Genomic DNA, 21744 nt, shown 5'->3' on the forward strand with positions numbered 1-21744 from the left:
TCTGCGGGAAACACCCGCGTCAGCAACCCCACAGACACCAAATCCGACAACCGGACATCAGACGACGGCTTCACCCAACCAGAACGCGGCATCCCGCCAAGATACCCCAGAAACACTTAACTGAACGGTATTGGCATTAAGCCCTGTCCACCGCTGATAGTCCGCCGTCCGTGTCCAGGTCGCGGCCATTGCGGGAGACGCCGCGCTCCCGATGAGTGTCACGGCCGCGATTGCCGCGGCCGCCGATATCCTGCCCAGCTTCATCTGATTCCACCCTCTCTTTGTCCTGCAATGCAGAACGCCGTTTTTCAGGGGCGAGTGGATTACAGCAGCGGCGGCCGACCACCGTCAATGAGCCCTGGATGAACACCGGTTCGCCTACGAAGCAGGGCAGCAACTCAAGCCGTACCATGAGGTTCTTCGCAACCCTGCAAGGGGATGTTTTCGATGGCGATGGCAGCGGTGGACGGACACCCGGTCGCCGATACCAGCGGCGCCGACGGGATGGTGCGGGTGCTTGCGGGTGCGTCGGGACGGAGCCGGTCGGTCGGCCCGGGACCTGCACTCCCACCCGGAACTGGCCTTTCCAGGAGGTCCGCACGTCCGCACCGCGGGCATCGTCGCCGGCCGTCTGCGCGAGCAGAGCTGGGAGGTGTGCGGGCGCGTCGGCGGCACGGGCGTTGTCGGCGTCCTCGCCAACGGCGACGGCCCGGTCGCCCTGCTGCGCGCGGACATGGACGCTCTGCCGATCGAGGAGAAGACTGGCCTGCCGTACGCCTCCACCGCGAGGGCCGTCGACCGCGACGGCAACGATGTCCCGGTTGTGCACGCCTGCGGCCACGACATGTACGTCACCTGCTTGTTCGGTGTCGCCGCACAGCTCGCGGCCCAACCGGAATAGCCGACTTCGGCGAGACCCGGTTCGACGCACTATCGCGGTTCGGGCCGGTGGTGTGCGGGCGCGGGGTCGATCTGTCCGGTGCGCTGCTCGAAGAACCGGCGATGCTGGAGATCACGGCGCGTGAGGTGCACTGTTTACGGGCCCGGTGGAATTCGACAGTAATGGCGCACCTTCGCTACGCCACCGCGGACTTCAGCCGCGCAGCACTGTCTGCTCCGGTAACGGTCATCGCCCAGCCCGGCCCCCTTCTCTACCGACAACACCTATGGACGAATAGCCTGCTGGCCGGCCGTACCGGGGTGCGGATGGCTTCGGTGCAGGGCGTGGACGCCACACACCCGGTCCTCACCGATACCGATCTGACCGACTGCCTGTTCTCTGGGACCTTTCACCTCGATCAACTCCGGCTGGAAGGCCGCTGCACCCTCGCCGCCACCCCCACCGGCTGGCACCGCCGCGGCTTATGGCTGACGCGGTGGACCCGCGGGCGGACACTCACTGAGGAACACCACTGGCGGAGAACGCGGTGTTCCGCGGCCATGCGTCGCTCACCGCGATGGGGATGCTGGACCAGAACGTGGTCGCCGCCGGCTTCCGTGCCGGGGAGGAGCGGCTTCAGTTACTGTCGGTGTCCGGTGATGCCACAGGGCTGTGGGAGGCGAGCGTCGAAGCGGGACGGGAACGGTTGCGCACCGCGCTGGGCCGTACCGCACACGGATCAAACCGAAGGCATGGCGCCCCGACTCCGTGAGTGCCCCCCAGCAGCACGCACGGTGAGCGACCAGGACCCACCCGAGGGCGCATGCGCCGCAACGCGATGACCCTGATGCGGCTCGCCCCCGGTGCCACCAGTCAGCGCGAACTGGCCGCCACGATGAAGGTCGACCCCAGCCAACTTGTCGCGATCCTCAACGAGTTGGAGTCCTCGGGCCTGTGCGAGCGGCGCCGCGACCCGGCCGACCGACGACGCCACATCGTGGAGATCACCCCGCCGGCCGGGAGGCCCTGGAGCGCATCGACGAGGCGGTGAGCGCGGCCGAGCGAGAGCTCTTCGGCGACCTCACCAAGGCCGAGCAGACCCTGCTGCGAGGCCTGCTCGACCGTGTCATGGTGGACCCGGCCGCCCACGAGTGCGGTGAGTAGTAGCCACACCAGCATCGGCCCAACACGTTCCGGCTCGCCACGTATCTCGACGCCTGCCCACGGGCGCTGTTCGCGCCGTCGCCGGACGGCCCGCGTACGCTGATCCGGCTTGCGCACCTGTTGGTTGAGGCGGAGCACGGGTACGTGGTGGCGAAGGCAGTGCGTGTCGGCTGCCGCCGCACGGATCCTCTACCGTCGCAGGACACTCCGGAGGTCCGGGTGTGCTCATCGTGCGCGTCCCGGCGCCGCCGGCGGGCCTGTGCCCGGTGCGGGCTGGTCCGGGCCATCCACGCGCGGCGGCTCGAGGGGGGCTGCGATCCGTGTCACTGCAAGAAGACGGGGGTGCGGTCGCCGTACCCCGGGTACGGCCGCCTCACCTGCCTCGAACATTGCTCGGCCGACGGCCGACGCATCTGCTGGACCTGCGCGCCCACACCGACGCGCAGGTGCGTCGGCAGCGGACGGCAGCGCCGTGCCAAGCGGTCACACCCGCAGGACCAGTGTGCGGCAGCTGCTGCACAAGCCCGGCCAGGACATACGGTATCTGCGGCAGCACCGTCCCGATCTCGGTGAAGGCCGCCGACGGGCGCCCATCGCTGGCGTTGACGACCCGGCCGCGGGCGGCTCAGGAAGAGGCGGTCGGTTTGCGGGGCGGCGGGACGGCCCGCAGCAGCTCCCACAGAGGACGTGAGCCGGACGCCCATATTCCAAGAGCGTGGCGGTCGACCACATGGAGACGCTGCTGTTTGGCGAAGGCCACGGCCGGCGCGGTCACCCGGCCGTTCGTCACGATCACCGCGACGTCGGCGCCGTGGACCTGACGGGCCGTGCCGTTGAGAACCTGAAGGTCCGGCGTACCCACCGCAGAGCCGTCCAGGCCGCTGCGGCGGTGTTTGCACTGGATCACCCAGCGCCGCCCGTAGGGGTCAGTGGCCTTCACGTCTGCGCCCAAGTCCCCACCGCCCCCGACACGAACCGCGTCCTGGCAACCATCACGGCGCATCAAGTCCCGCACCGCGTCCTCGAATCGGGAGTGGTGCAGGGCGTCCAGTTGAGACAGCCCGTAGCGCAGCCCCTGGGCGCGGGCCGCCTCCCATCGCGCCCTTTGCTGCTTCTGATAGAGCCAGCCGCCACCGGCGAGCACCGCGATCGCGCCGACGGCGACCATGACCCACCAGTGGGCCAGCAGCCAATTGACGACAGCCACTACCAAGGCAACAGCCAGGACCGCAGCCACGATGAGACCGATCAGCCGGTCGTCCGCGCGCTGCCGCCGCCTGCCGGGCCTGCGGGCGCGCCGTCGTGCCGGCAGGCGCCTGGTTGTCGCCGCCCTCCCCTTGCGCGTGCGGGGGCTCATCGGCCGGCCTGCGTGACGCCGCCCGCGAACTGTCCCAGGATGTTCAGGATTCCCTGGCCTGCCGGAGTGGGTGCGATCAGGACGCCCAACGCCAGGACGATGACGACGGTCAGCCTCTCGTCGAAGCGGCTGCGGGCCTCCGTGCGCCTCCGCAGCCGCCAGACGATGACGACTGCGAGCAGCACCGCCACGTTGATGGTCAGCACTCGTTCAGACCTCCCCCAACTACCAGCCGTCACCACGCCAGGACGGCGGTACGCCACCCAGCCTTCTTGTGTAGCCGCACCTCAACGATGTTGGCGGCGGATTGCTGACGAATGGCACGAAGCAATCGGACCTGGCCGAATACCGCACAGCCGGGCCCTGAGCCCGCACGCACGCCGGTTGCCGGCCTGGTTCCGCTGTTCGTTCCGCTGTGCAAAACGGGTCAGGTCGCCTTGAGGTCGGTGAGGGGCGGGACAGTTGTGGTGGCGCCGGTACGGGAGGCCTGGAGCGCGGCGTGGGCGGCAAGTACTGGGTGCAGGCCGTCGTGGAGGGTGGCGGTGCGATGGCTGTGGCCGAGAATCTGGTCGCGGAAGGCTTCGTGTTCGGCGACGAGGATGCCGTGGTCGCCGGTGATGACGGTGGTGCGTTCCTTGAGCGGGGAGACCCAGTTGACCTGGCGGTGGGTGATGGTGCCGTCGGACAGTTGGCCGAGGGCTGCGAGGAGGTCTTCGTGGGGGGCGACCGCTGCGGTCGGCGGTGCGAGCGGCAGTCGAGGTGTAGGTGGTGCCGGTGATCCATGTGGTCAGGTCCAGGTCGTGGGTGGCCAGGTCGTGGACCACGCCGACGTCGGTAATCCGTACCGGGCAGGGGCCGGTGCGGCGAGTGACGACCGAGAACACGTCTCCGAGCTGTCCGGCTTCCAGCCGCTGTCGTAGTGCGATCAGTGCCGGGCTGAAGCGTTCGATGTATCCGACGGCGGCTGGTACTTCGGCGGTGTGGAGTGCCGTGGCGAGCCGACGGCTGAATCGGGTCACCGGCCAGCGGCTTTTCGATGAGGGTAGGGATGCCGACGGCGGCGAGGGCGGTGCCCAGGGGTTCGTGCAGCAGCGTGGGGCCGGCCAGGACCATGTAGTCGTTGCCGATCCGCAGTAGCGCATCCAGGTCTCCCACCACGGGGATGTTGTCGGCGGCGCGGTAGCGGTCGCCGTGCGGATCGAGCGTGCCGACCGGGTCGACGCCGTCCAGGGTCCGCAGGACCCGGGCGTGGTGGCGGCCCATCCGTTCCAGTCCGATCGGGCCGGCCCGCAGCGCAGGAGCGCTCCTGCGGCATGCTCCGTGTCATGGGCGAGCGCGATCACGGCCCGGGCGACGTCGTCGAACTGCTCGCCGGACAGCCCGGGGTGGACTGGCAGCGAGAGCACTTGCCTGGCGGCGGCGTCCGGTCAGGGTTGGGTGGCGGCGGAACTGGCTGCGGGCGGTGGCGGCGTTCACGTCGTTCGTCCGGGCGTTGGTGCCGACGATCTGGTGGTGGTAGCACCGTTCCATTCCCTGGTTGCGCAGCATCCGCAGTGTGGACGCGAGGGCCGGGTCGGCGGTGGTGATCAGGCCGCCCTCGATCGACTGCATGTTCTTCGTCGGGTAGAAAGCGAAGCAGCCCACCGTCCCGAAGGTGCCGGCTGGACGGCCGACGAGGGTCGCCCCGTGGGCCTGGGCAGCGTCCTCCATCAGAGCAAGGTGGTACTGCTGGGTGAGCGCAAGTCGACCGCCCATTCACCAGGTAAAGCGCTCAGTCGCACCGGGGCTCGCGGGCTGTTCGGGGCGCGGTGCTACAGGTCGGACTCCAGGTGCTCCACGTCCGTGGACCGGACCTCCTCCAAGCTCCCGGCTCGGCGGCCGCCGTCCTGGAAGTACACCTCCTTGAGCGCTTCGGCCGCGATCTCCTTGAGCTCGCGGTCGCTGGCACCGGCCTCCTGGGCGCCGAAGAGGCGGGCGGCATAACGGGGCGGCAGGGCGACGGTCAGGTGCCGGATACGGTCCTGGTCCGTCGACCCGATCGGCGCGGTGTAGCCCATGCGGGCGCGGGTGTCGATGACGATGCCGCCGGTGCTGGCCGCCTTCTCGCGGGCCTTGGCCCGGATCTGCGGTTGCCACCGCTTCTTCATCTCGCGCTCCAGGCGCGCGGCGAGGTATGCACGCGGCTTCTTGGCCCTGCCCGCCACATACCGCTCCACCTGCCGCTGGGACATGCCGAGCAGTTCGGCGACCGCCTTCGTACCCTTGAACTGCTTGACCAGGTAACGCATCTGCGCGCCGGCGCTCTTGGGCACCGGGCGGGTGAACGCCTTCTGCACCGCGGCGTCCAGGCCGTCCCCGAACATGCTCATCGCCTGCCTACTCCCCCTACTCGCCGTTGTCGACGTCGGTAACGGTGCCGTCCTTGATGTACCGGGCGAGGTTGAGTTCCGGCGCGTTGAACCGCTCGCGGACCCCCCTCGCCCCACAGCACGCTCTGGGTGCCCTCGTGCTTGACCAGGCCCGGGTTGATCCCGAGCTTGAAGCCGCCCGGGAGCGGCTTGCCCTCCCGGTACGGCAGGAAATCCAGCGGCGACTCGCCGTTGGCCGCGTAAACGACGCAGTCGGACAGGATCGCGACCGGGTACTGCCCGGTGAACGCCGCGTGCTTGACAATCTTCCGATGCAGGTTGATCCGCGTACGGGAGATGACCGCGGCGCGGATGTCCGGCCGCCACGTCGGCCGGGACAGGGCCCGCAACGGCTCGCCCGGCCGCCAGCCCCCGCCCCGCGGACGCTCCCGCAGCTTCCCCAGCCCGCCCTTCACCGTCGCCTTGATGGCGGACACGACGATCGCCAGCTCCGGGTCACGGCTCTTGTAGCCGTCCATCGCCACGAGGAAGTCCTCCGGCGACAGGTCGGCGTCGACGCCGAGGTCGGCCATCGTGGCGAGACAGGCGTCGCGCAGGCGGTTGTACCAGCCGTCCAGATAGCGGCCGTTCTCGCATCGGACCCACGCCTCCAGTGGGCGCACCTCGTACCCCAGCTCCACCGCGTACGCCACCGTCGGGGTCGCATACCAGGCCGGCCCCTCGGGGCGGTCACCCTTCGGCGTGAACGGGCTGGGCAGCAGGCCGGCGTCCAGCTCCACCCACTTGTCCTTGGCGACCTTCACCTTCGACAAGTCGACGTGCGACAGGTCCACCAGCCAGCTCCCCGGGAGCTTCGGGTCGAACGCCGGGGCCTTGACGTACGTCGGCGCTCCGAGGCCGACGTTGAGGCCGTTGGCGCCCGCCGCGAAGGCCATGTTGACGTCGATGCCGACCAGGTGCCGCAGGGTGCACTCGGCGTCCGTCATCGGCCGCGCCCAGTCGTACGCCTCCTCGAACAGCTTCTCCACGGGGCCGCGGACATGGAACCGGGGCAGGTCCTTGAGCAGCGGGTGCCCGCCCGGTGCCTCTTGAGGCGATTGATGCCGCATTCGACTGCGTGGCACTTGCGGTAGTCGGTCTTGACGAACGTCGGCGGGCGGCCACCGCGAGCGCCGAGCTTCCGGCGGGTCGCGAGCTGGTCGCCCTTGTTCGGGATGATGCAGCGGATTCCGCGTCTGCGTGGACAGGCGCGGTTCCTCCGAGAGGAGTGCGCCTTGTCCGCGCGGACTTTGCGCGGCCGGGTGCGGGGCCGGCCCGCACCCGGGCGAGGCACCCGGCTGCGGCTGAACACCGCCTCGAACTGCGGGGAGGCGCCCCGCCGCCCGGCCGTGATCACGAGGGACATGGGCTTTTACCCCTGTTCGACGGCCAGATGCAGCTTGGTGGTCAGCCCGCCGCGCGAGCGGCCCAGCCCATGGTCGGCCGGCTCCGCCCGGACGCCACTGCCACGTGCCGTCCCACTGCCAGCGGCGGAACAGGTCGCACACCCGCCCGCTCGACTTCGGCCCGAGCGCCCACCGCGTCCACGCGCGGCCCGTACAGGCCATCACTCCGGTGCCCCAAAACCGTCCCCGGCCCCGTACCGCTTCCCAGCAGTCGTCGGTGAACTTCGCCCCGCAGCCGGTGCACACCGGTCGGCGTACCTCACGTTCAGCCGTCCGGCGGCGAGCCTCTTCCTCATCGGCCTTCTCGGCCTGGAGGCGGTAGGGGCGTCGCCGTCGGGGTTGTCGAGCGCGTCGGTCGCGGTCTGCCCGCCGCCCTCGCCCGTCGCGTACGAGGGGCAGGTGCGGTCGAACGGGTTGGAAGCGCGGAGACCGGGCCGCCGGCAGCGGACGCGTGACGGGATCCATGAGGCTGTCAGGTTCCAGACATGCCGGTTTCAGACAGTGAACAACTGTTCTTGATCCGGTAGTTGGACTTACAGACTGAGCGTGGCCCTGGATGCCCTACCGGGCATCCTCGAAAGGAGACCTCGTGAAGAAGATCCTGTCTGTGGCAGCGAGCCTGGCGATCGCCGCGACCTGCGGTCTTGGCATGGCGCTTCCCGCGCACGCCGCGGACGCGACCGGCGTCACGACTGCGGCGAGCCGGTCGCTGCAGTCCTCCATCGACACATCCTCCATGGACCCGCAGCACCAGGTCATCGTCGACCGGATCCTGGCCAAGCTGCCCGCCGACTGGGAGGCCCGCCTCGACGCGGCCAAGGCCAAGTACGGTCTGAAGGGCGAGGAGTGGCAGCAGATCCGCGACAGCGCGATCAACCCCGGCGACTACCAGTGCCAGACGACCGATCTGCCGAAGTACGCCAACTCCCTCCTCGACGGCGCCCAGGACCCGTGGACCATCTTCATCCTTTCGCTCTTCGGCGGCTTCGACATGCCCACCTACGACGCGCTGATCTACGGCAAGGAGTCGTCGTCGAACACGTTCGGCGTCAAGGGTGAGTACACCCAGCAACTCAACTCCGAGATGAAGAACCTCAAGCGCTTCTGGGACATCGACTCCGCGCGCATCGAGCTGATCCCCATGCACGGCGCGGACGTGTTCACCAGCCCGGACCGGCTCGCCCGCACGCTCTCCGTGCTGTACGGCGGCACGCCCGAGGAGAACCTCGACCTCGCCGACATGTTCATCGAACTGGTCGGCTCGGAGCCGGTCCTCCAGGGCGGCGCCAACCCGATCTTCACCTTCAACGCCTTCGCCTACAGCGAGAAGGACGACCCGGAGCCGCTCGGCATCACGGACCGGATCATCATGGGTGACGGCATCCTGCAGGGCATGAACGCGGTGAACCTGGGCGACGTCGCGCCGCGCGGCATCCTGGGCCACGAGTTCGGTCACCACGTCCAGTACCAGAAGAACCTCTTCGAGAGCGACCTGACCGGCCCGGAGGCCACCCGCCGCACCGAACTCATGGCGGACGCCTTCGGCACGTACTTCCTGACCCACTCCCGCGGCGAGTCGCTGAACGCCGCCCGCGTCCTCAAGTCCGAGAAGTCGTTCTACCAGGTCGGCGACTGCAGCTTCACCAGCTCCGGCCACCACGGCACGCCCAACCAGCGGCTCGACTCGGCGACCTGGGCGGCGGGCGTGGCCAATGAGGCACCGAACCAGGGCCACATACTGCCCGCCCTCGCGTTCGACAAGCTCTTCGAGGCCAAGCTGCCCGATCTGGTCAAGCCGGACGGCAAGTAACAGTCACCGCCACACCGCGGGGCGATGAACGCCTGAGCGGCTGAGGACCCACGGGGGCGGGCCGGATCGCGCACCGGCCCGCCCCGCGCGCCCACTCCGCGAGCCCGGCCGCGGCCCGGGGTCACAGCCAGCCGCGACGGCTGGCCTGGACGCCGAGCTGGAACCGGGTCTTGGCGCCGAGCATCTCCTGGAGGCGGGCGATGCGCCGGGCGACGGTGCGCTCGCTCACCCCGAGCTCACGAGCGATCGACTCGTCGGTCAGCCCCGTGCTGAGGTAGCTCAGGAGCTGCCGCCCCTCGGGGGTCGCCTCGCTCTTGACGGCCTCACCGGCCGGCGGGAGCGGAACGGCGATCTGCCAGTACGACTCGAAGACACCGATCAGCCCGTCCAGGAGCCCCGACGGCTGAACGACGACACTGTGGTGTCCCGTACGGTTCGGGGCGGCGACGGAGACCACGGCGAAACGGTCGTCGCAGACCAGCACGTTCAGCGCGACATCGGGGAAGGCCCGGGCCTGTTCTCCCCGGGCGACGCACTCGTGCGCCACTTCCAGCGCCTTGGTGTCCTGCAGGATATTGGCGCTGTACACCACCCGGTAGGCGATCCCGCGGTCCAGCGCGTCCAGTGTGCCAGGGCCGACTTCCGGCATCCGGTCGCCCCCGCCCACCGGCCCGATCGACAGCGCGCGTACCTGGGACACGGCCCCCTTGTGCACCCGCGACTGAATCTCCCCGTGCCGCTCGGAGGTGTCGACGACCTCGACGTAACTCGCTCCGGCGGTGTGGTCGAGCCAGTACTGCGACAGGGCCGTGGCGCTCTCGTAGGCGATCCGGGCCTGACGCGCGCGTCGCTCGGCGACCGCCTCCAGCACCGCGCGGGGCGGCTGGGCGGTCAGCGTGCCGTCCGTACGGGACACCAGGCCGATGTCGCTGAGTTCGGCGACGGCTTCCTTGAGGCCATCAAGCGGCGGCCCGACCGGCGCCGACCGGCCGGTGAGCTCGGTCAGGGTCTGCGGACCCCATTCCACGAGCGCGAGGTAGGTGGCCTCCGCTGTCGCGGAGAGACCGAGAGCCTGCAACGGGCGCAGCGTGCGCATGTCCCCCCAAACCGGGCGGCGCCGCACGGCACCACCCACCGACCCCTTTTCTACGGAGGCTGTCATTCCGCCAAAGATCGTCAACCAAACACCGGCGTGATCACGCGGCCCAGGAGCGGACGGCGTAACGAGCAGCGCTGGTGAGGGCGTCGGTGAATCCGCCGACGGGAACGCGGGCGGAAGCGCCGACGGTCGGGCCGCGCCCGCCCGGTATCGGGGCGCCCGGCCGCCCCCCGGCTCCCTGATGAGGAGCCACCCATACCGAAAGATGTCACCGAGCGCCGTCCTCGCACCCGCGCGGCCCTGCTGCGGGCGGCCCTGTTCGACCTCCGCGGCAGGGCCCTCCCCGACGCGGACTGACCGCGGTGGCCACGTGCAGCGGCCGGGGAGGCGGCGGCCTCGGGCCCGTTCACCGAGCCGATGACGGCCGCCGCGCCCTTCGTCCACGGGGGCGTCAACATCCGACGGCGGCAGCCACGACCTTGCGGGACGGTGTTGCCGCTGGTCGTGAGGATCCTCGACCAGCGCTGCGAGGAAAATCCCGGTGCCGCTGTGCTGCCCGGGCGGCGCGCTCGGCACGGCCTGACGACGGCATGTCCGGGCCGGCACAGAAGACAGAAGGGGTGTCAGCCTTCGCGGCTGGGGAGCATGGCCAGGGCCTGGGAACGCTGTGCGACGAGGTCGTCGTCGCAGGTGCCGTCACGCTCGGCCCAGCGGCGCACGAGGACGCCCTTCACAAGGATTTCGTGAGGGGTGGGGTCCTGTGAGAGCAGGTGCATGGCCCCCGTTGCGAAATCGTCGAGCGGCAGCGCGTGCGGCTTCACCTTTTCCTGGCCTGCTGTGGCGACGGCCGGGGGAACGAGCTCGACGACGGCGGCACCGGTGCCGTCGAGCTGCGCGCAGCACCTCGGAACAGGCGTGCACTGCGGCCTTCGAGGCGGCGTAGCTGGGCATGGGCGCGAGGAGCAGGAAGGCGGTGCCGGAGGTGACGGTGATGAACGTGCCGGCGCTGCGTCGGACCAGGTGGGGGTGAAGGTGTCGATGACCCGGATGGTGCCGACCAGGTTGGTGTCGATCGTCGCCTTTCCGCATCGAGTCATCGTGTGCCTCACCTCGGGTGTGCGTGTCCGATGGGTTGCTCGCCAACCGCCGAGGATAGCGTGCTTTCACTTTCAACGAATACACAGACTCAAATTGCTCCCGACACGGTGTTCTGACGGGGAAGCAGCTTGAGCGGCCGCAGCGCCGGCGACAGCGCGAGGTGATCTACGATGCGGCGCCGGCAGACGGGATCCGGTGTGGGTCACCACCCTGTATCCGTCGGCCGAGTCGGCGGGCTCGGAGCGTGCGTTGGGTAGTGCGCATGCGGAGAGCGCCTTCCGGGCTGGGACGACTGGGATTTCGGCAAGCTCTGTTGTCCCGGCCCGGAAGGCGCTTTCACGTCCCCGCCCAGTGCGGTAGCCAGTGGGCCGGAAACCCAGCAACCCGCCAACCCGGTGGGCCGGGTCCGCCGGTGTGTCAGTGGCGGGGGTCCACCAGGATCTTGACGGCCGTCTCGTTGTGGCGGATGAGGGTCTCGAAGCCTTCGCCGACGAGGTCGTCCGGGCCGATGGTCTTCGTGATGAACGGCGCCAGGTCGATGCGCCCCTCCTGCACCAGCTTGATGGTCTGCGGGTGGGAGTTGACGTAGGCGATCGTGCCGCGCAGGTCGGCCTCCTTGAGGACGAGCTTCTGCATGTCGATCGACGCCGGCTTGCCCCAAATGGAGATGATGGTGATGACACCGCCCGGCTTGACGGCGTCGAACAGTGTGTCGAGGACGGCATTGACGGACGTGGCCTCGAACGCGACGTCCGCGCCCTTGCCGCCGGTGAGGCGTCGGACCTCTTCGGCGACGTCGGTGACGGAGGGGTCGATGACGTGGTCGGCGACCTTGGCATCCAGCGCCTTCTGTCGGCGCAGCGAGCTGAGCTCGCCCACCGCGACCTCGACACCCATCGCCTTGAGCACCGCACAGGCGAGCAGTCCGATGGGGCCGGCGCCGCCGACGAGGGCGAAGTCGCCCGCCTTCGCACCCGAGCGCTCAAACGCGTGGTACCCCACCGACAGCGGCTCGATGAGGGCCGCCTGATCCAGCGGGACGTCCCGACCGGGTGGACCCACCGGTGCTCGACGACGATCTTCTCCGCGAGTCCGCCGCCGCGACCGCCCAGCCCGATGAAGTTCATGTCGGGCGAGATGTGGTAGGTCGGGTTGTTCTCGCTGGTGTCGACGTCGGGGCGCAGGATGTACGGCTCGACGACGACGCGGTCGCCCGGCTTCAGGTCCTCGACACCCTCGCCCACCGCGTACACGACACCGGACATCTCGTGGCCGAGCGTCACGGGAGCGGACTCGCCCGAGACAGGGTGCGGGTGGCCGGCCGGCGGAACGAAGATCGGACCGTCGAGGTACTCGTGCAGATCGGTACCGCAGATCCCGCAGAACGCGACGTCGATGCCCACCGTGCCCGGCCGGAGAGTGGGCTCCGGGATGTCCTCGATCCGGATGTCACCGCGGTCGTAGTAGCGTGCAGCCTTCATTTGATGCCGGCTCCTTCGCTTATTTTGCGTTTACACCTTGTACCGAGCATTGCCGTGGAGTGAGGTGTATGCCTCGCGCGGCGCACTTACGTCAACAAGTAAACAATATGGTGCAACACGGGCGTTCGTCGCATCGGTCTTCTGGGCTTGACCTCTCGCTCGGTGCCGACCGATGCGCTCTCAGGCGTTGCGGTGTCCGCATAGCCGTATCCGCGCAGCAGCGTCCTCAATGCCGGTCGGCCACGTCTGCCGGGTTCGATCTCGTCCAGGACCGGCCCCGTCTCTCAGCCGGGTGCGGAGAGACGCGAGCCCGGTACCCGGATGTTCCTCGTGACCGTTCCCGACGTGGGCATCCAGGGCATCGGAAACGCTGCGCCCGGATGTCCTGAAGCCACCGACCACGGCATCGAGCACGGCGCTGGGAGGAACGCATGGCCCCCGCGACCACACGGGCCTGCGGACAGCCCATAGGACTGCGCCGCGAGCCCGACGTACCGGACCGAAGAGTCAGCCCGCTCGGCGCACGGCGCGGTGGTCCGTCCTGGTCATCGGGGTGCTCGCCGCCCCGCTGCGCTTCGGTATCTTGCACCGGCGCGTCCCCGGTATTTCCCAGCGCATGCTCACCCTCACCGCCGTCGAATACGCGCTCACCCCGCTCGGCGACAGCCTGCGCGCCATCGTGACCGCCCTCGCCCAGTGGGCCAGCGACCACAACAACGAGATCGAGTCCGCCCGGCACGACTTCGACGCCCGCTGACACGCCTGGCGCCATCCCGGAGCGATCACCGCGATCTGGGTCTGCACCATCAGGCACGGATGTTCCCCACGTCTCCGCTCCCCCTGGAGGGCAGGCACCTGACACTGCGTCACGACTGTCACGCACAGCTACGCGCCACTTCGCTGCGGCTTCGCGAGGGTCTATCGAATGTGCTGGTCGCCGACGTGACACCGTCGGCGAGCGATCCAAAACCACGTGCAACCTGCGCCCAGCCATGCTGGGATCATTCGTTATGAATGCCTATTTCCTCAATGACGCCGACCTGACGGACAGGATGGAGCAGAATCTGGCGGAACATGCCTGTCACCTGCATCGGAGCATGAGCGGTGCGACCGTTACAGAGACTGATGACCTCCTGATCGCCGACAGCAGCCTGGACGACGACACTTTCAACATCGTTGCCGCGGCCCGCTTCACCGTCACCACCACTACGGCACGTATCACCGAGACCGCCCGGACACTGACTCGCACCGGCCGCCGCTTCTCCTGGTGGGTGGGGCCCGCCTCAAGTCCACCGGACCTCACCGACCGCCTGACGGCGGCTGGTCTGCCGGCATCCGAACGCGAGACGGCGATGTGGGCCGAGCTGGACGACACCCTGCCGCTGCCCGACGCCCCAGGACTGGACATCCAGACGGTGGCCACACCCGAACAGCTTGCCGACTACGCCTCGGTTCTCGCCGCGAACTGGACCCCGCCCGCTGACACCGTCCGCCGCTTCTTCGCCCAGGCCGCCCCGCAGGCCCTGGCCGCGCACTGTCCGGCCCGTTACCTGGTCGGCTACGTAGACGGCCGTCCGGTCTGCTCGGCCGAAGCGTTTCATCACGCGGGGGTTGCCGGGATCTACAACATCTGCACCCTGGCCACCCACCGCCGACGCGGCTACGGCGGTGCCATCACGCTCGCCGCACTCCACACGGCCCGCGACCGCAACCACCACATCGCGGTCCTGCAGGCGTCCACCGACGGCGAGCCCGTCTACCGTCGCCTGGGATTCCGCTCCTGCGGCCGGTTCACCGAACACACCATCAACCCCTGAACACCCCGAACCCCACAAGCCACCCGCCCACTTTCACAACGATACTGGTCACAGTTACTCGTTGATGACCGCGACGAGAACGGTCGCCTCGTAGCGGACATCGAGCTTGTCATACCTTGTGGGAACGACCCAGTCCCTCTTGAAACGATTGGTGCCGCACTCGACCGCGTGGTGCTCGCGGTAGTCGGCCTTGTCGAATTTCGGCGGCCGACCGCCGCGGGAGCCGAGTTTCTGGCGGTTGCGGACGTGGTCGGCCTTGTCCGGGATGGTGCAGCGGATCCCGCGTCCACGCAGGTAGGCGCGGTTCTTTCGAGAGGCATACGTCTTGTCCTCCCGCACGCGATCGGGTCGGGTGCGGGCCCGGCCCGATGCGGGGCACACAGATCGTCTTCAGGACAGGCTCGAACTGCGGCGAGTCCCCTCGCTGCCCAGCCGTCACCACGAACCGGGCTCGCCAGCCGATCACCGCCTGTTATGTGGAACCGAGTTGAGCAGCTACGTCTCTGTTTGGGCCACCTTCGGCACAAGCCAGGGCTTACGGCTGAACCGCCCGGGCTACGCGTCGCGGAGCAGGCGTAGTTGAAGGGCCTTGTCCAGTGCCTGGGAAGCGGCCGCGCGTGGGCCGCCAGGTGCGGCAAGGACGGGTGTGGTGCTGGTTGAGCTGGGCTTTTTGTAAGACGGAAGGCGGTGGGCCGGGCGTTCGTAGCGCCGCGGGATCCGGATGGGCAGGCCGGAGCGAGTCTGACCTGCCGGCGGGTAGGGGCGCTGCGGGCCCTTCCAGATACGGGGCATGTCAGTATTCATGTAGTCGCTCACCGCTTGGTCACGAAGGTAGTCGTAGTCGGGGCCGTTCGCGGCTGCGGTCATCAGTAGGACGGGGTGTTGGGGTGGCACGGCCGCAGGGCCGTCCGCGACACGAATCTCGACCACAGCCGGAGGCCGGCGGGCATGGGCTTGTGCGATCCGGTCCCAGGCTCGTTCCCACGGTCTGACTTTGCGGGGGGAAGCACCGAGGGCTTCCATGAACGCGGTGACGTGCTCGCGGGAGGGGACCGCTTCGCCCCGCAGCACAGCGCTCAGACTGCTCTTCGGGAGCCGGAAGTGCCGGCCATCAGCGGTGCGCCCGGCCTCGGATTGCAAGTAGCCCAGAGACGGCTGGCCTTCCCGAGCGCGGACCTGGATCAGCGCCCGGCGCAACTGGCCGAAGGTCTCGATCAGTTCCGGGTGAGTGAGTGCGGAGCGCACCGAGGTGGCCAGGTCCTGAAACTCTGTGATGGTCTCCTCGCGACGCCGGAGTTCTTCCTCGGAGCGGCGGGCGGCCTTCCACAGACGGATTGCTTCTGCATGATCGGCGTCGCAGGCGCGTGCGTAGGCTTCGACGAGTTTACGGGAGGGGACTTTCCCGCTGGCGCCGCGCGAGAGCATGGACGCGGTGAACTGGTATCCGATCAGTTTGGCCATCGCCGCGTAGGTGACGCCTCGGCGCTCGCGCTGGGCACGTAGCCACAGCGCGAGCGCTTCGGACTGCCGGGTTTCCGCGGCGACGGCGTTCTCACGCCGTCCCATAGGTAGGTCAGACTGCCTCGGGCGAGGGCGCTGTCGTCGTGCGCATCGTCCTCAGCGAACTCACGGCGACGTAGAGGGCGCCCGCGATGAATTCAAGAGCGCCGAACATCGGCAGGCCGGCCAGGGCGAGGGCTCCTGCCACGAGGATGACGACAAGGATGACGACCACCTCGCCGCGCGTCAGCGCGCCCGGGGAGATGGTGGGCGAGGACGACGGAAAGAGTGATGAACGCATGCGTTTCTCCAACTGGTGTCATGTCAGAAACCTGCACAGGGCGCTGACTTGGGCTGCACCGTGAGAGCTGACGGGGACTTCCAGGTCTGGTCCGTCAACTTGCGGGGATCCTCTCACCAGCAGCCCGGCCATCACAATGCGTGGCCCTGCGGGCAAGGGCGTTGATTCATAAACGTCCGGAGCGTGGAACCACGATGCGGGCGAACGGGCGGACGAGCCGTCATCCGGCTACCAGAAGGCCGCAGGTCAGGAGAGTGAAACCACTTTTTTCATTCGTTTCCGTCCATCCGGCGTTGCCGAAGGCACGCACGCGATGACACCCTCCTAGCAACGCTGTCTCGGGTACTCGTACCCGAGGTTTCCCTGGCGTCGTGGCTGCACCATGGAACAGGGACCGGGCATCACCGCGTTCCAGCGCGGCGCCCCAGAGGGTGGCGCATCCACACCGGATGCGTCCACCCTCCACACTCTCATGAGCCGAAGCAGTCGACCGGTTCACGGATTCCGTCCCTGCACATCTACGGCTTCCCCCACAGCACAACGTCCCCTCCGAGGAGCACTCAGCTCTTTGTTCAACCTCGGCGGTTCATCTGACCTGCTGATCTCGGTTCGTTTCTGAGACAGCAGGACGGCCGTCGGCGGGCGCGTTGGGCGGCTCACCGGCATCGACCACCACCACTTGGTGGCTCTTCATCGCCCGCACACCGTCAGTCGCAGCCCCTCTCTTCCCAGGGACAACCGCGACACATCGTTCATCGAGCACGCCTCCATGCGGACTACCGCGGTGGCTGACCGCCCGTGGCCCGTGCTCCGCTACGGCTGGGAAGCCGACGACGAGCAGATGCGCGACTACGTCGGGCAGGTCGTGCGGGAAGCCGGAACGGACCGGCTCGACGCCTGGTCACGGCTGTACCGCGCGATCACGTCGGAATCGGGCTGTACGGCCTGCGTACACCCCACACGGGGCGGCTCGGTCCGGTGCTACGGGCTCGCGGCCTTCAGGAACCCTCCCCTGCCCGGCAGTCGGCGCGGTCCGCGCCGAACAGAAGCATGCCGAGTGAGAACATCCCGGACAGGGTGAGCAGCAGTGTGGACCAGAACCAGAAACGCACCCATGTATCGGGGACAGGCAGGAGGATCACCAGTGCGGCTGGATACAGAACCAGCAGCCACCCCAACCGTCGCTCCGCCCCGGACTGTTGGCGCAGCCGCCTGCTTACGCCGTCGCATGGTCCGGTGGCCCCAAAGGCGATCAGTTTCAGCCCGCCGGTGATGGTCGAACGACATGTGTGCATGATCGCGCCGATCATCGTGAGCAGCAGGGCAAGCCCCATTGATTGGATCCACTCGGGCACTCTGCGATGGCCTGCTGTGGTGACCATCAGCATGGGCACCGCGAACAGCACGGTGCTCAACGCCTCGAAGGCGAAAGGGCGGGCGGCCGGGGTGCGGCTCGGTGCCGTATGCACCGGCGACCCCTTGGGCAGGAATCTCCGGTGACCACAGGCGCAACGGCTCGCTCGGGGGCGGCGGCGAGGATTCGTCATGGCCTCGACTGCGCTTCGTCGGCGCCCACGCGGCCGGTCCTGCCGGAGATATCCCGGTCCGATGCGTCGCGCGACGCCGTCAGTACGTATTCACCCGGGTCGATGGCCCGGGTACGACGGCGAAACCGCCAGGTCGACGCAGGCCAGATGGTGGTGACGCGGCCCGTGCGGTCCTGGTACCAGCCGACGCAGCCGCCCGCGGCCCAGACGGTGGGAGCCATCCGGCTCTGCAGTTCGGCATTGAATGCGCGCTGCGTCGCGGGGCGGACGTCCACGGCGCCGAGGCCGCGGCTGCGCATCAGCCGCAGGCAGCTCAAGAGATAGCCGATCTGTGACTCGATCATGTAGATGAGACTGGTGTGTCCCACGCCCGTGTTGGGGCCTGCCATCAGGAAAAGGTTGGGGAAGCCTGCGACGGTCGTGCCGAGATGTGCCTGCGGGCTTCCCTGCCAGACCTCGTGCAGGGATCGTCCGTCACTGCCTATGACGCGCTGCGAGTAGGAGGCGTCGGTGACACGGAATCCGGTTCCGAAGATCAGTACGTCCACTGGATGCGCGGTCCCGGTGGATGCGGCCCCACCGGGGGCGGCTTGCCCGCCGCCGTGCGGCGTGGTGAGGACAGCGTCCGGCACAACGTTCACGATCGGTTCGGTGACGACACTGACGTTGGGTTGACCCAGTGCCGGGTAGTAGTTGTCGGACAGCAGGACCCGCTTGCAGCCCAATGCGTAGTCCGGAGTCAGCTTGGACCGCAACTCAGGATCTTTGACCTGTCGGCGCAGGTGGGCCATTGCCTCCCTGCGCCCCAGAGCAGCCATGGTGCGGTGGCCGAGCAGCGCCGGCAAAGTCGCCTCCCGGCCCATGTACTCCCAGCCTCGCGCCAGTCGCTGCACCGGCGGAGCCAGCTGGTACAGGCGACGCTGCCACGCCGGGATCGGCCGATCCCGGCGCGGGGCGATCCATGAGGGAGTTCGCTGAAAAACAGTCAGATGCCGGGCCGTGCGCTGCAGATGAGGGATGAACTGGACGGCGCTTGCACCGGTCCCGATCACGCCCACCCGCTTGGCCCGCAGGTCCAGGTCGCGCCTCCACTGTGCGGAGTGGAACGCCTCCCCGGTGAAACCCTCCAGGCCGGGCAGTGAGGGGATGGCCGGCTCCGAAAGGGGCCCTTGGGCCATCACCAGCAGCCCGGCACTGAGCGGTCCGGTACTGGTTTGCAGGTCCCAGCGCAGCCGCTCAGGGTCCCAGGTGGCACGTTGAAGCTCGCAGCCGAGCCGCAGGCTGGGCGCGAGGTCGTACTCGTCGACGCAGCGCCTCAGGTACTGCTCGATCTCCTCCTGCGGAGCGAAGCGCCTGCTCCACGTGGGGTTGGGCGCAAACGAGAGCGAGTACAGGCGAGAGGGCACGTCGCAGGCGCACCCAGGATAGGCGTTGTCCCGCCATGTGCCGCCGACCTCATTGGCCCGCTCCAGTACCAGCAGGTCGCGGTAGCCCTCCTGCAGCAGCCGGATGGCTGTGCCGAGGCCCGCGAATCCCGCGCCCACGATGACGACGGATACGTGACGCCCGGGTGAGGCGCTGCCCGGCCCGATACGCCGATGTCGAGCCGCGACCCGTTCATGAGTGGCCGGATCCGTGCTGTGCGGGTCAGTCATGATTCTCCTTCATGGATGCCTCACTTCCAATACGATCGTATAATTTACGATCGTATTGGAAACGACGAACTGGAGTGCACGATGAGGATCCTGGCTCTCGGCGGCCCCGGAGCGATGGGGGCCGTAGCGGTACGCGTGGCGGCCGGACTCCCCGGCATCACCGAGATGGTGGTGGCCGACAGAAACCTTGAGGCGGCCCGGGCCTTGGTACGTCGGCTCGCGGGCACCAGCGATGTGCCGATGCGGGCGCTGGAAGTGGATGTGACCGACGGCACCGCTCTGCGAGCCGCGCTCGAGGGCGCGGATGTCGTACTCAACACCGTCGGTCCGTACTACCGCTTCGGCATGAGCGTGCTGCGGGCCTCGATCGCGACCGGAACCCACTATCTGGACATCTGCGACGACTGGGAGCCGACCCTGCAGATGCTCGATCTGGACGAGGAGGCTCGGGCTGCGGGGGTCTGCGCCGTGGTGGGAATGGGCGCCAGCCCCGGCGTCAGCAACCTGCTGGCAGCACTCGCCGTCCGGCAGCTGGACGTCGTCCAGGACCTGTACACCGCATGGCCGGTGAACGTCTCCGGCAGCGACGGGGGCGACGAACAGCTGGCCGCCCCCGACGGGCGCCCCAGCGCGGCCGCCGTGCACTGGATGGAGCAGATCAGCGGGGAAGTGGCGGTGGTCAGCGGCGGGCAGATCGTCCACCGGCGGCCGCTCCTACCGGTCACCCTCTCCGTCTCCACCCGTCACTCGGGCACGGCCTACACCGTCGGGCATCCAGAGCCGGTCACCCTGCACCGCAGTTTCCGTCCTGCGGGCGAGGCTGCCAGTCTCATGGTCATCACTCCGGGCACAATGGCCTACCTCGACATCCTGCGTCGCGACATTGACGCCGGGAAGCTCACCAACGAGACCGCGGCGACCGATCTGGCCAAGCCCTCAGCGTCTCGTGCGCTGCGGGCCACGGCGGGTGCCGTGCGCCTCAAGGGGCCCGGGTCGCTGCCTCCGTTCTTCGCCGCCGCCACGGGCACCCGCCAAGGCCGCCGGGTCACCGCTCTGGCCCGGCTCGCCGATACGCCAGGTGCCTCGGCCCTGATCAATGACATGGCGGAAGCAACCGGGATCCCGCTGGCCCTGGGGCTCGCGCAACTGCTGGACGGCACCGCGGGCCACCCCGGCGTTCACCCGCCGGAGACTGTCATCGACGCAGAACGCTTCTTTCTCGATCTGGCGCGCCAAGTACCCGCGCTTCCCGGCGACGACGGCCCTCTCGACGGCGTAGCCATCCACGTGACCCCGGCCGGGTGAAGCAGGAGAGACGACATGGAATCAGGAGAAGTCACCACGCCTCCCACGGCGTTCGTCGACGTGGAGGGACATTCCGTCCGCTACGCCGCGGCGGGCAGTGGTCCACCAGTGCTTCTGCTGCACGGTCTGGACCGCAGCCTGGCGGACTGGGGCCCCTCCAGGCCGCCCTGCCCGGCTATCGACTCCTCGCCATCGACCTCCCCGGGTTCGGTCAGTCGCGGCCCCTGCCGGACTGCCGACTCGCCTCGCTGGCCGGGCACGTCGAACAGGTGCTTGATCGACTCGAAGCCGCCTCCGGCGTGCACGTGGTGGGCAATTCCCTGGGCGGCGCCGTCGCCATGCAACTCACCGTCCGTGCTCCCGCACGCGTGTCCTCATTGACACTGCTCAACTGCGCCGGATTCGGCCGCGAGGTCACCTGGGCGCTGCGCATCCTCGGCCTTCCGCTGCTCTGGCGGCTGCTCCTACGCCCTGATGAGGGCAGCGCGCGGCACACGGAGCGTTCCCTCTTCATACGGACAAGCCACACGGCCATGGAGCGATCAACAGGTGCGCCTGTGCGTCAAACGGCTGGTCTCCGAGGGACGCTTCACCCAGGAAGGCAGGGGGCGCAAAGCACTCCTTCGGGCCACCGGCACCATTGAACAGACCCTGGGGCCCGACACCGATTTCGTCGCACACGCCTTCGAGCAGGACGCGGGCCTCGCACCCTGGGACTGCACCTGGCACCTGGCACCTGGCACTTGGTCGCCTTCGCCGTTCCCGAGACCGCCCGCACCGCACGCGACGCCCTGCGGACGGCACTCACCCGGCTCGGCGGCGCCCCGTTATGTTTTTCGCGGTCCTGCAAGAGGGCCGCTGGCCTCCGGGCCCGGCATGACTGTTGCCCCCTGTCGAACGGATGACCTGGGGGGTG

At 68.7% G+C, this 21744-nt stretch carries 19 protein-coding genes and 6 pseudogenes; 9 read left to right on the forward strand and 16 right to left on the reverse strand.

Going from position 1 to position 21744, the window contains the following annotated elements:
* The first annotated feature begins 523 nt into the window (after window positions 1–523).
* A complete protein-coding gene (locus tag ACF08M_RS39480; protein ID WP_392190153.1) occupies window positions 524–901 on the forward strand; it encodes a M20/M25/M40 family metallo-hydrolase in 378 nt (125 codons plus the stop codon).
* Window positions 902–1703: 802 nt separating this feature from the next.
* Window positions 1704–1931, forward strand: a complete 228-nt coding sequence (locus ACF08M_RS39485; RefSeq protein ID WP_392190137.1) for a MarR family transcriptional regulator — start codon at window positions 1704–1706, stop codon at window positions 1929–1931.
* Window positions 1932–2669: 738 nt separating this feature from the next.
* On the opposite strand, the gene ACF08M_RS39490 is transcribed toward ACF08M_RS39485, so the two are convergent.
* A complete protein-coding gene (locus ACF08M_RS39490) occupies window positions 2670–3401 on the reverse strand; it encodes a restriction endonuclease (RefSeq protein ID WP_392190138.1) in 732 nt (243 codons plus the stop codon).
* Window positions 3398–3607, reverse strand: coding sequence for a hypothetical protein (locus tag ACF08M_RS39495; RefSeq protein WP_392190139.1), 210 nt, complete (start codon window positions 3605–3607; stop codon window positions 3398–3400). The genes ACF08M_RS39490 and ACF08M_RS39495 overlap by 4 nt, the downstream gene beginning before the upstream one ends.
* Before the next feature lie 293 nt (window positions 3608–3900).
* Between ACF08M_RS39495 and ACF08M_RS39500 the strand changes: the two genes are divergently transcribed.
* Window positions 3901–4179 (forward strand): hypothetical protein, encoded by a 279-nt coding sequence (locus ACF08M_RS39500; RefSeq protein ID WP_392190155.1) that lies wholly within the window; start codon window positions 3901–3903, stop codon window positions 4177–4179.
* A gap of 19 nt (window positions 4180–4198) precedes the next feature.
* Here ACF08M_RS39500 and ACF08M_RS39505 read toward each other — a convergent pair.
* From ACF08M_RS39505 to ACF08M_RS39525, 5 genes and pseudogenes are all read right to left on the reverse strand, one after another.
* Window positions 4199–4543: pseudogene (locus tag ACF08M_RS39505) on the reverse strand (hypothetical protein); the annotation flags it as partial.
* Window positions 4479–4664: pseudogene (locus tag ACF08M_RS39510) on the reverse strand (gfo/Idh/MocA family oxidoreductase); the annotation flags it as partial. The pseudogenes ACF08M_RS39505 and ACF08M_RS39510, both read right to left, overlap by 65 nt.
* Window positions 4665–4724: 60 nt before the next feature.
* Window positions 4725–5156: a DegT/DnrJ/EryC1/StrS family aminotransferase gene (locus ACF08M_RS39515; RefSeq protein WP_392190140.1), complete on the reverse strand. Its 432-nt coding sequence runs from the start codon at window positions 5154–5156 to the stop codon at window positions 4725–4727.
* Between the two features lie 56 nt (window positions 5157–5212).
* Window positions 5213–5770 (reverse strand): telomere-protecting terminal protein Tpg, encoded by a 558-nt coding sequence (gene tpg / locus ACF08M_RS39520; RefSeq protein WP_392190141.1) that lies wholly within the window; start codon window positions 5768–5770, stop codon window positions 5213–5215.
* Between the two features lie 16 nt (window positions 5771–5786).
* Window positions 5787–6864: pseudogene (locus tag ACF08M_RS39525) on the reverse strand (transcriptional regulator); the annotation flags it as partial.
* Between the two features lie 940 nt (window positions 6865–7804).
* Here ACF08M_RS39525 and ACF08M_RS39530 point away from each other — a divergent pair.
* Window positions 7805–9025, forward strand: a complete 1221-nt coding sequence (locus ACF08M_RS39530; protein ID WP_392190142.1) for a hypothetical protein — start codon at window positions 7805–7807, stop codon at window positions 9023–9025.
* Between the two features lie 121 nt (window positions 9026–9146).
* Here ACF08M_RS39530 and ACF08M_RS39535 read toward each other — a convergent pair whose 3' ends face one another.
* The 4 genes and pseudogenes from ACF08M_RS39535 to ACF08M_RS39550 all read right to left on the reverse strand — a co-directional run.
* On the reverse strand, window positions 9147–10121 hold the full coding sequence (locus ACF08M_RS39535; protein WP_392190143.1) for a LuxR C-terminal-related transcriptional regulator: 975 nt from the start codon (window positions 10119–10121) through the stop codon (window positions 9147–9149).
* Window positions 10122–10747: 626 nt separating this feature from the next.
* Window positions 10748–11206, reverse strand: a pseudogene (locus ACF08M_RS39540) (SDR family NAD(P)-dependent oxidoreductase); the annotation flags it as partial.
* Between the two features lie 433 nt (window positions 11207–11639).
* Complete coding sequence (locus ACF08M_RS39545; RefSeq protein ID WP_392190144.1) at window positions 11640–12284, reverse strand: zinc-binding dehydrogenase; 645 nt, start codon at window positions 12282–12284, stop codon at window positions 11640–11642.
* A gap of 44 nt (window positions 12285–12328) precedes the next feature.
* Window positions 12329–12703: pseudogene (locus ACF08M_RS39550) on the reverse strand (alcohol dehydrogenase catalytic domain-containing protein); the annotation flags it as partial.
* A gap of 616 nt (window positions 12704–13319) precedes the next feature.
* Between ACF08M_RS39550 and ACF08M_RS39555 the strand changes: the two are divergent.
* Entirely contained in the window at window positions 13320–13460 is a 141-nt protein-coding gene (locus tag ACF08M_RS39555) for a winged helix-turn-helix transcriptional regulator (RefSeq protein WP_392190145.1), read from the forward strand.
* A gap of 295 nt (window positions 13461–13755) precedes the next feature.
* Window positions 13756–14520: a GNAT family N-acetyltransferase gene (locus ACF08M_RS39560; protein ID WP_392190154.1), complete on the forward strand. Its 765-nt coding sequence runs from the start codon at window positions 13756–13758 to the stop codon at window positions 14518–14520.
* A gap of 54 nt (window positions 14521–14574) precedes the next feature.
* On the opposite strand, the gene ACF08M_RS39565 is transcribed toward ACF08M_RS39560, so the two are convergent.
* From ACF08M_RS39565 to ACF08M_RS39585, 5 genes are all read right to left on the reverse strand, one after another.
* A complete protein-coding gene (locus tag ACF08M_RS39565; protein WP_392190146.1) occupies window positions 14575–14859 on the reverse strand; it encodes a hypothetical protein in 285 nt (94 codons plus the stop codon).
* A gap of 216 nt (window positions 14860–15075) precedes the next feature.
* On the reverse strand, window positions 15076–16086 hold the full coding sequence (locus tag ACF08M_RS39570; protein WP_392190147.1) for a helix-turn-helix domain-containing protein: 1011 nt from the start codon (window positions 16084–16086) through the stop codon (window positions 15076–15078).
* 7 nt (window positions 16087–16093) lie between these two features.
* A complete protein-coding gene (locus tag ACF08M_RS39575) occupies window positions 16094–16321 on the reverse strand; it encodes a hypothetical protein (RefSeq protein ID WP_392190148.1) in 228 nt (75 codons plus the stop codon).
* Window positions 16322–17319: 998 nt separating this feature from the next.
* Window positions 17320–17790 (reverse strand): hypothetical protein, encoded by a 471-nt coding sequence (locus ACF08M_RS39580; RefSeq protein ID WP_392190149.1) that lies wholly within the window; start codon window positions 17788–17790, stop codon window positions 17320–17322.
* A 74-nt stretch (window positions 17791–17864) separates the two neighbouring features.
* A complete protein-coding gene (locus ACF08M_RS39585) occupies window positions 17865–19523 on the reverse strand; it encodes a flavin-containing monooxygenase (protein ID WP_392190150.1) in 1659 nt (552 codons plus the stop codon).
* A gap of 81 nt (window positions 19524–19604) precedes the next feature.
* Here ACF08M_RS39585 and ACF08M_RS39590 point away from each other — a divergent pair, with 81 nt between their 5' ends.
* The 3 genes and pseudogenes from ACF08M_RS39590 to ACF08M_RS39600 all read left to right on the forward strand — a co-directional run.
* Window positions 19605–20828 (forward strand): saccharopine dehydrogenase family protein, encoded by a 1224-nt coding sequence (locus ACF08M_RS39590; protein WP_392190151.1) that lies wholly within the window; start codon window positions 19605–19607, stop codon window positions 20826–20828.
* Window positions 20825–21472 carry an alpha/beta fold hydrolase gene (locus ACF08M_RS39595; RefSeq protein ID WP_392190152.1) on the forward strand — a complete coding sequence of 216 codons (648 nt, stop codon included), beginning with the start codon at window positions 20825–20827 and terminating at the stop codon, window positions 21470–21472. The genes ACF08M_RS39590 and ACF08M_RS39595 overlap by 4 nt, the downstream gene beginning before the upstream one ends.
* Window positions 21366–21658, forward strand: a pseudogene (locus tag ACF08M_RS39600) (transcriptional regulator); the annotation flags it as partial. The gene ACF08M_RS39595 and the pseudogene ACF08M_RS39600, both read left to right, overlap by 107 nt.
* Window positions 21659–21744 lie beyond the last annotated feature (86 nt).

This window comes from Streptomyces sp. NPDC015032, assembly GCF_043080425.1.
Classification (GTDB): Bacteria; Actinomycetota; Actinomycetes; order Streptomycetales; family Streptomycetaceae; genus Streptomyces.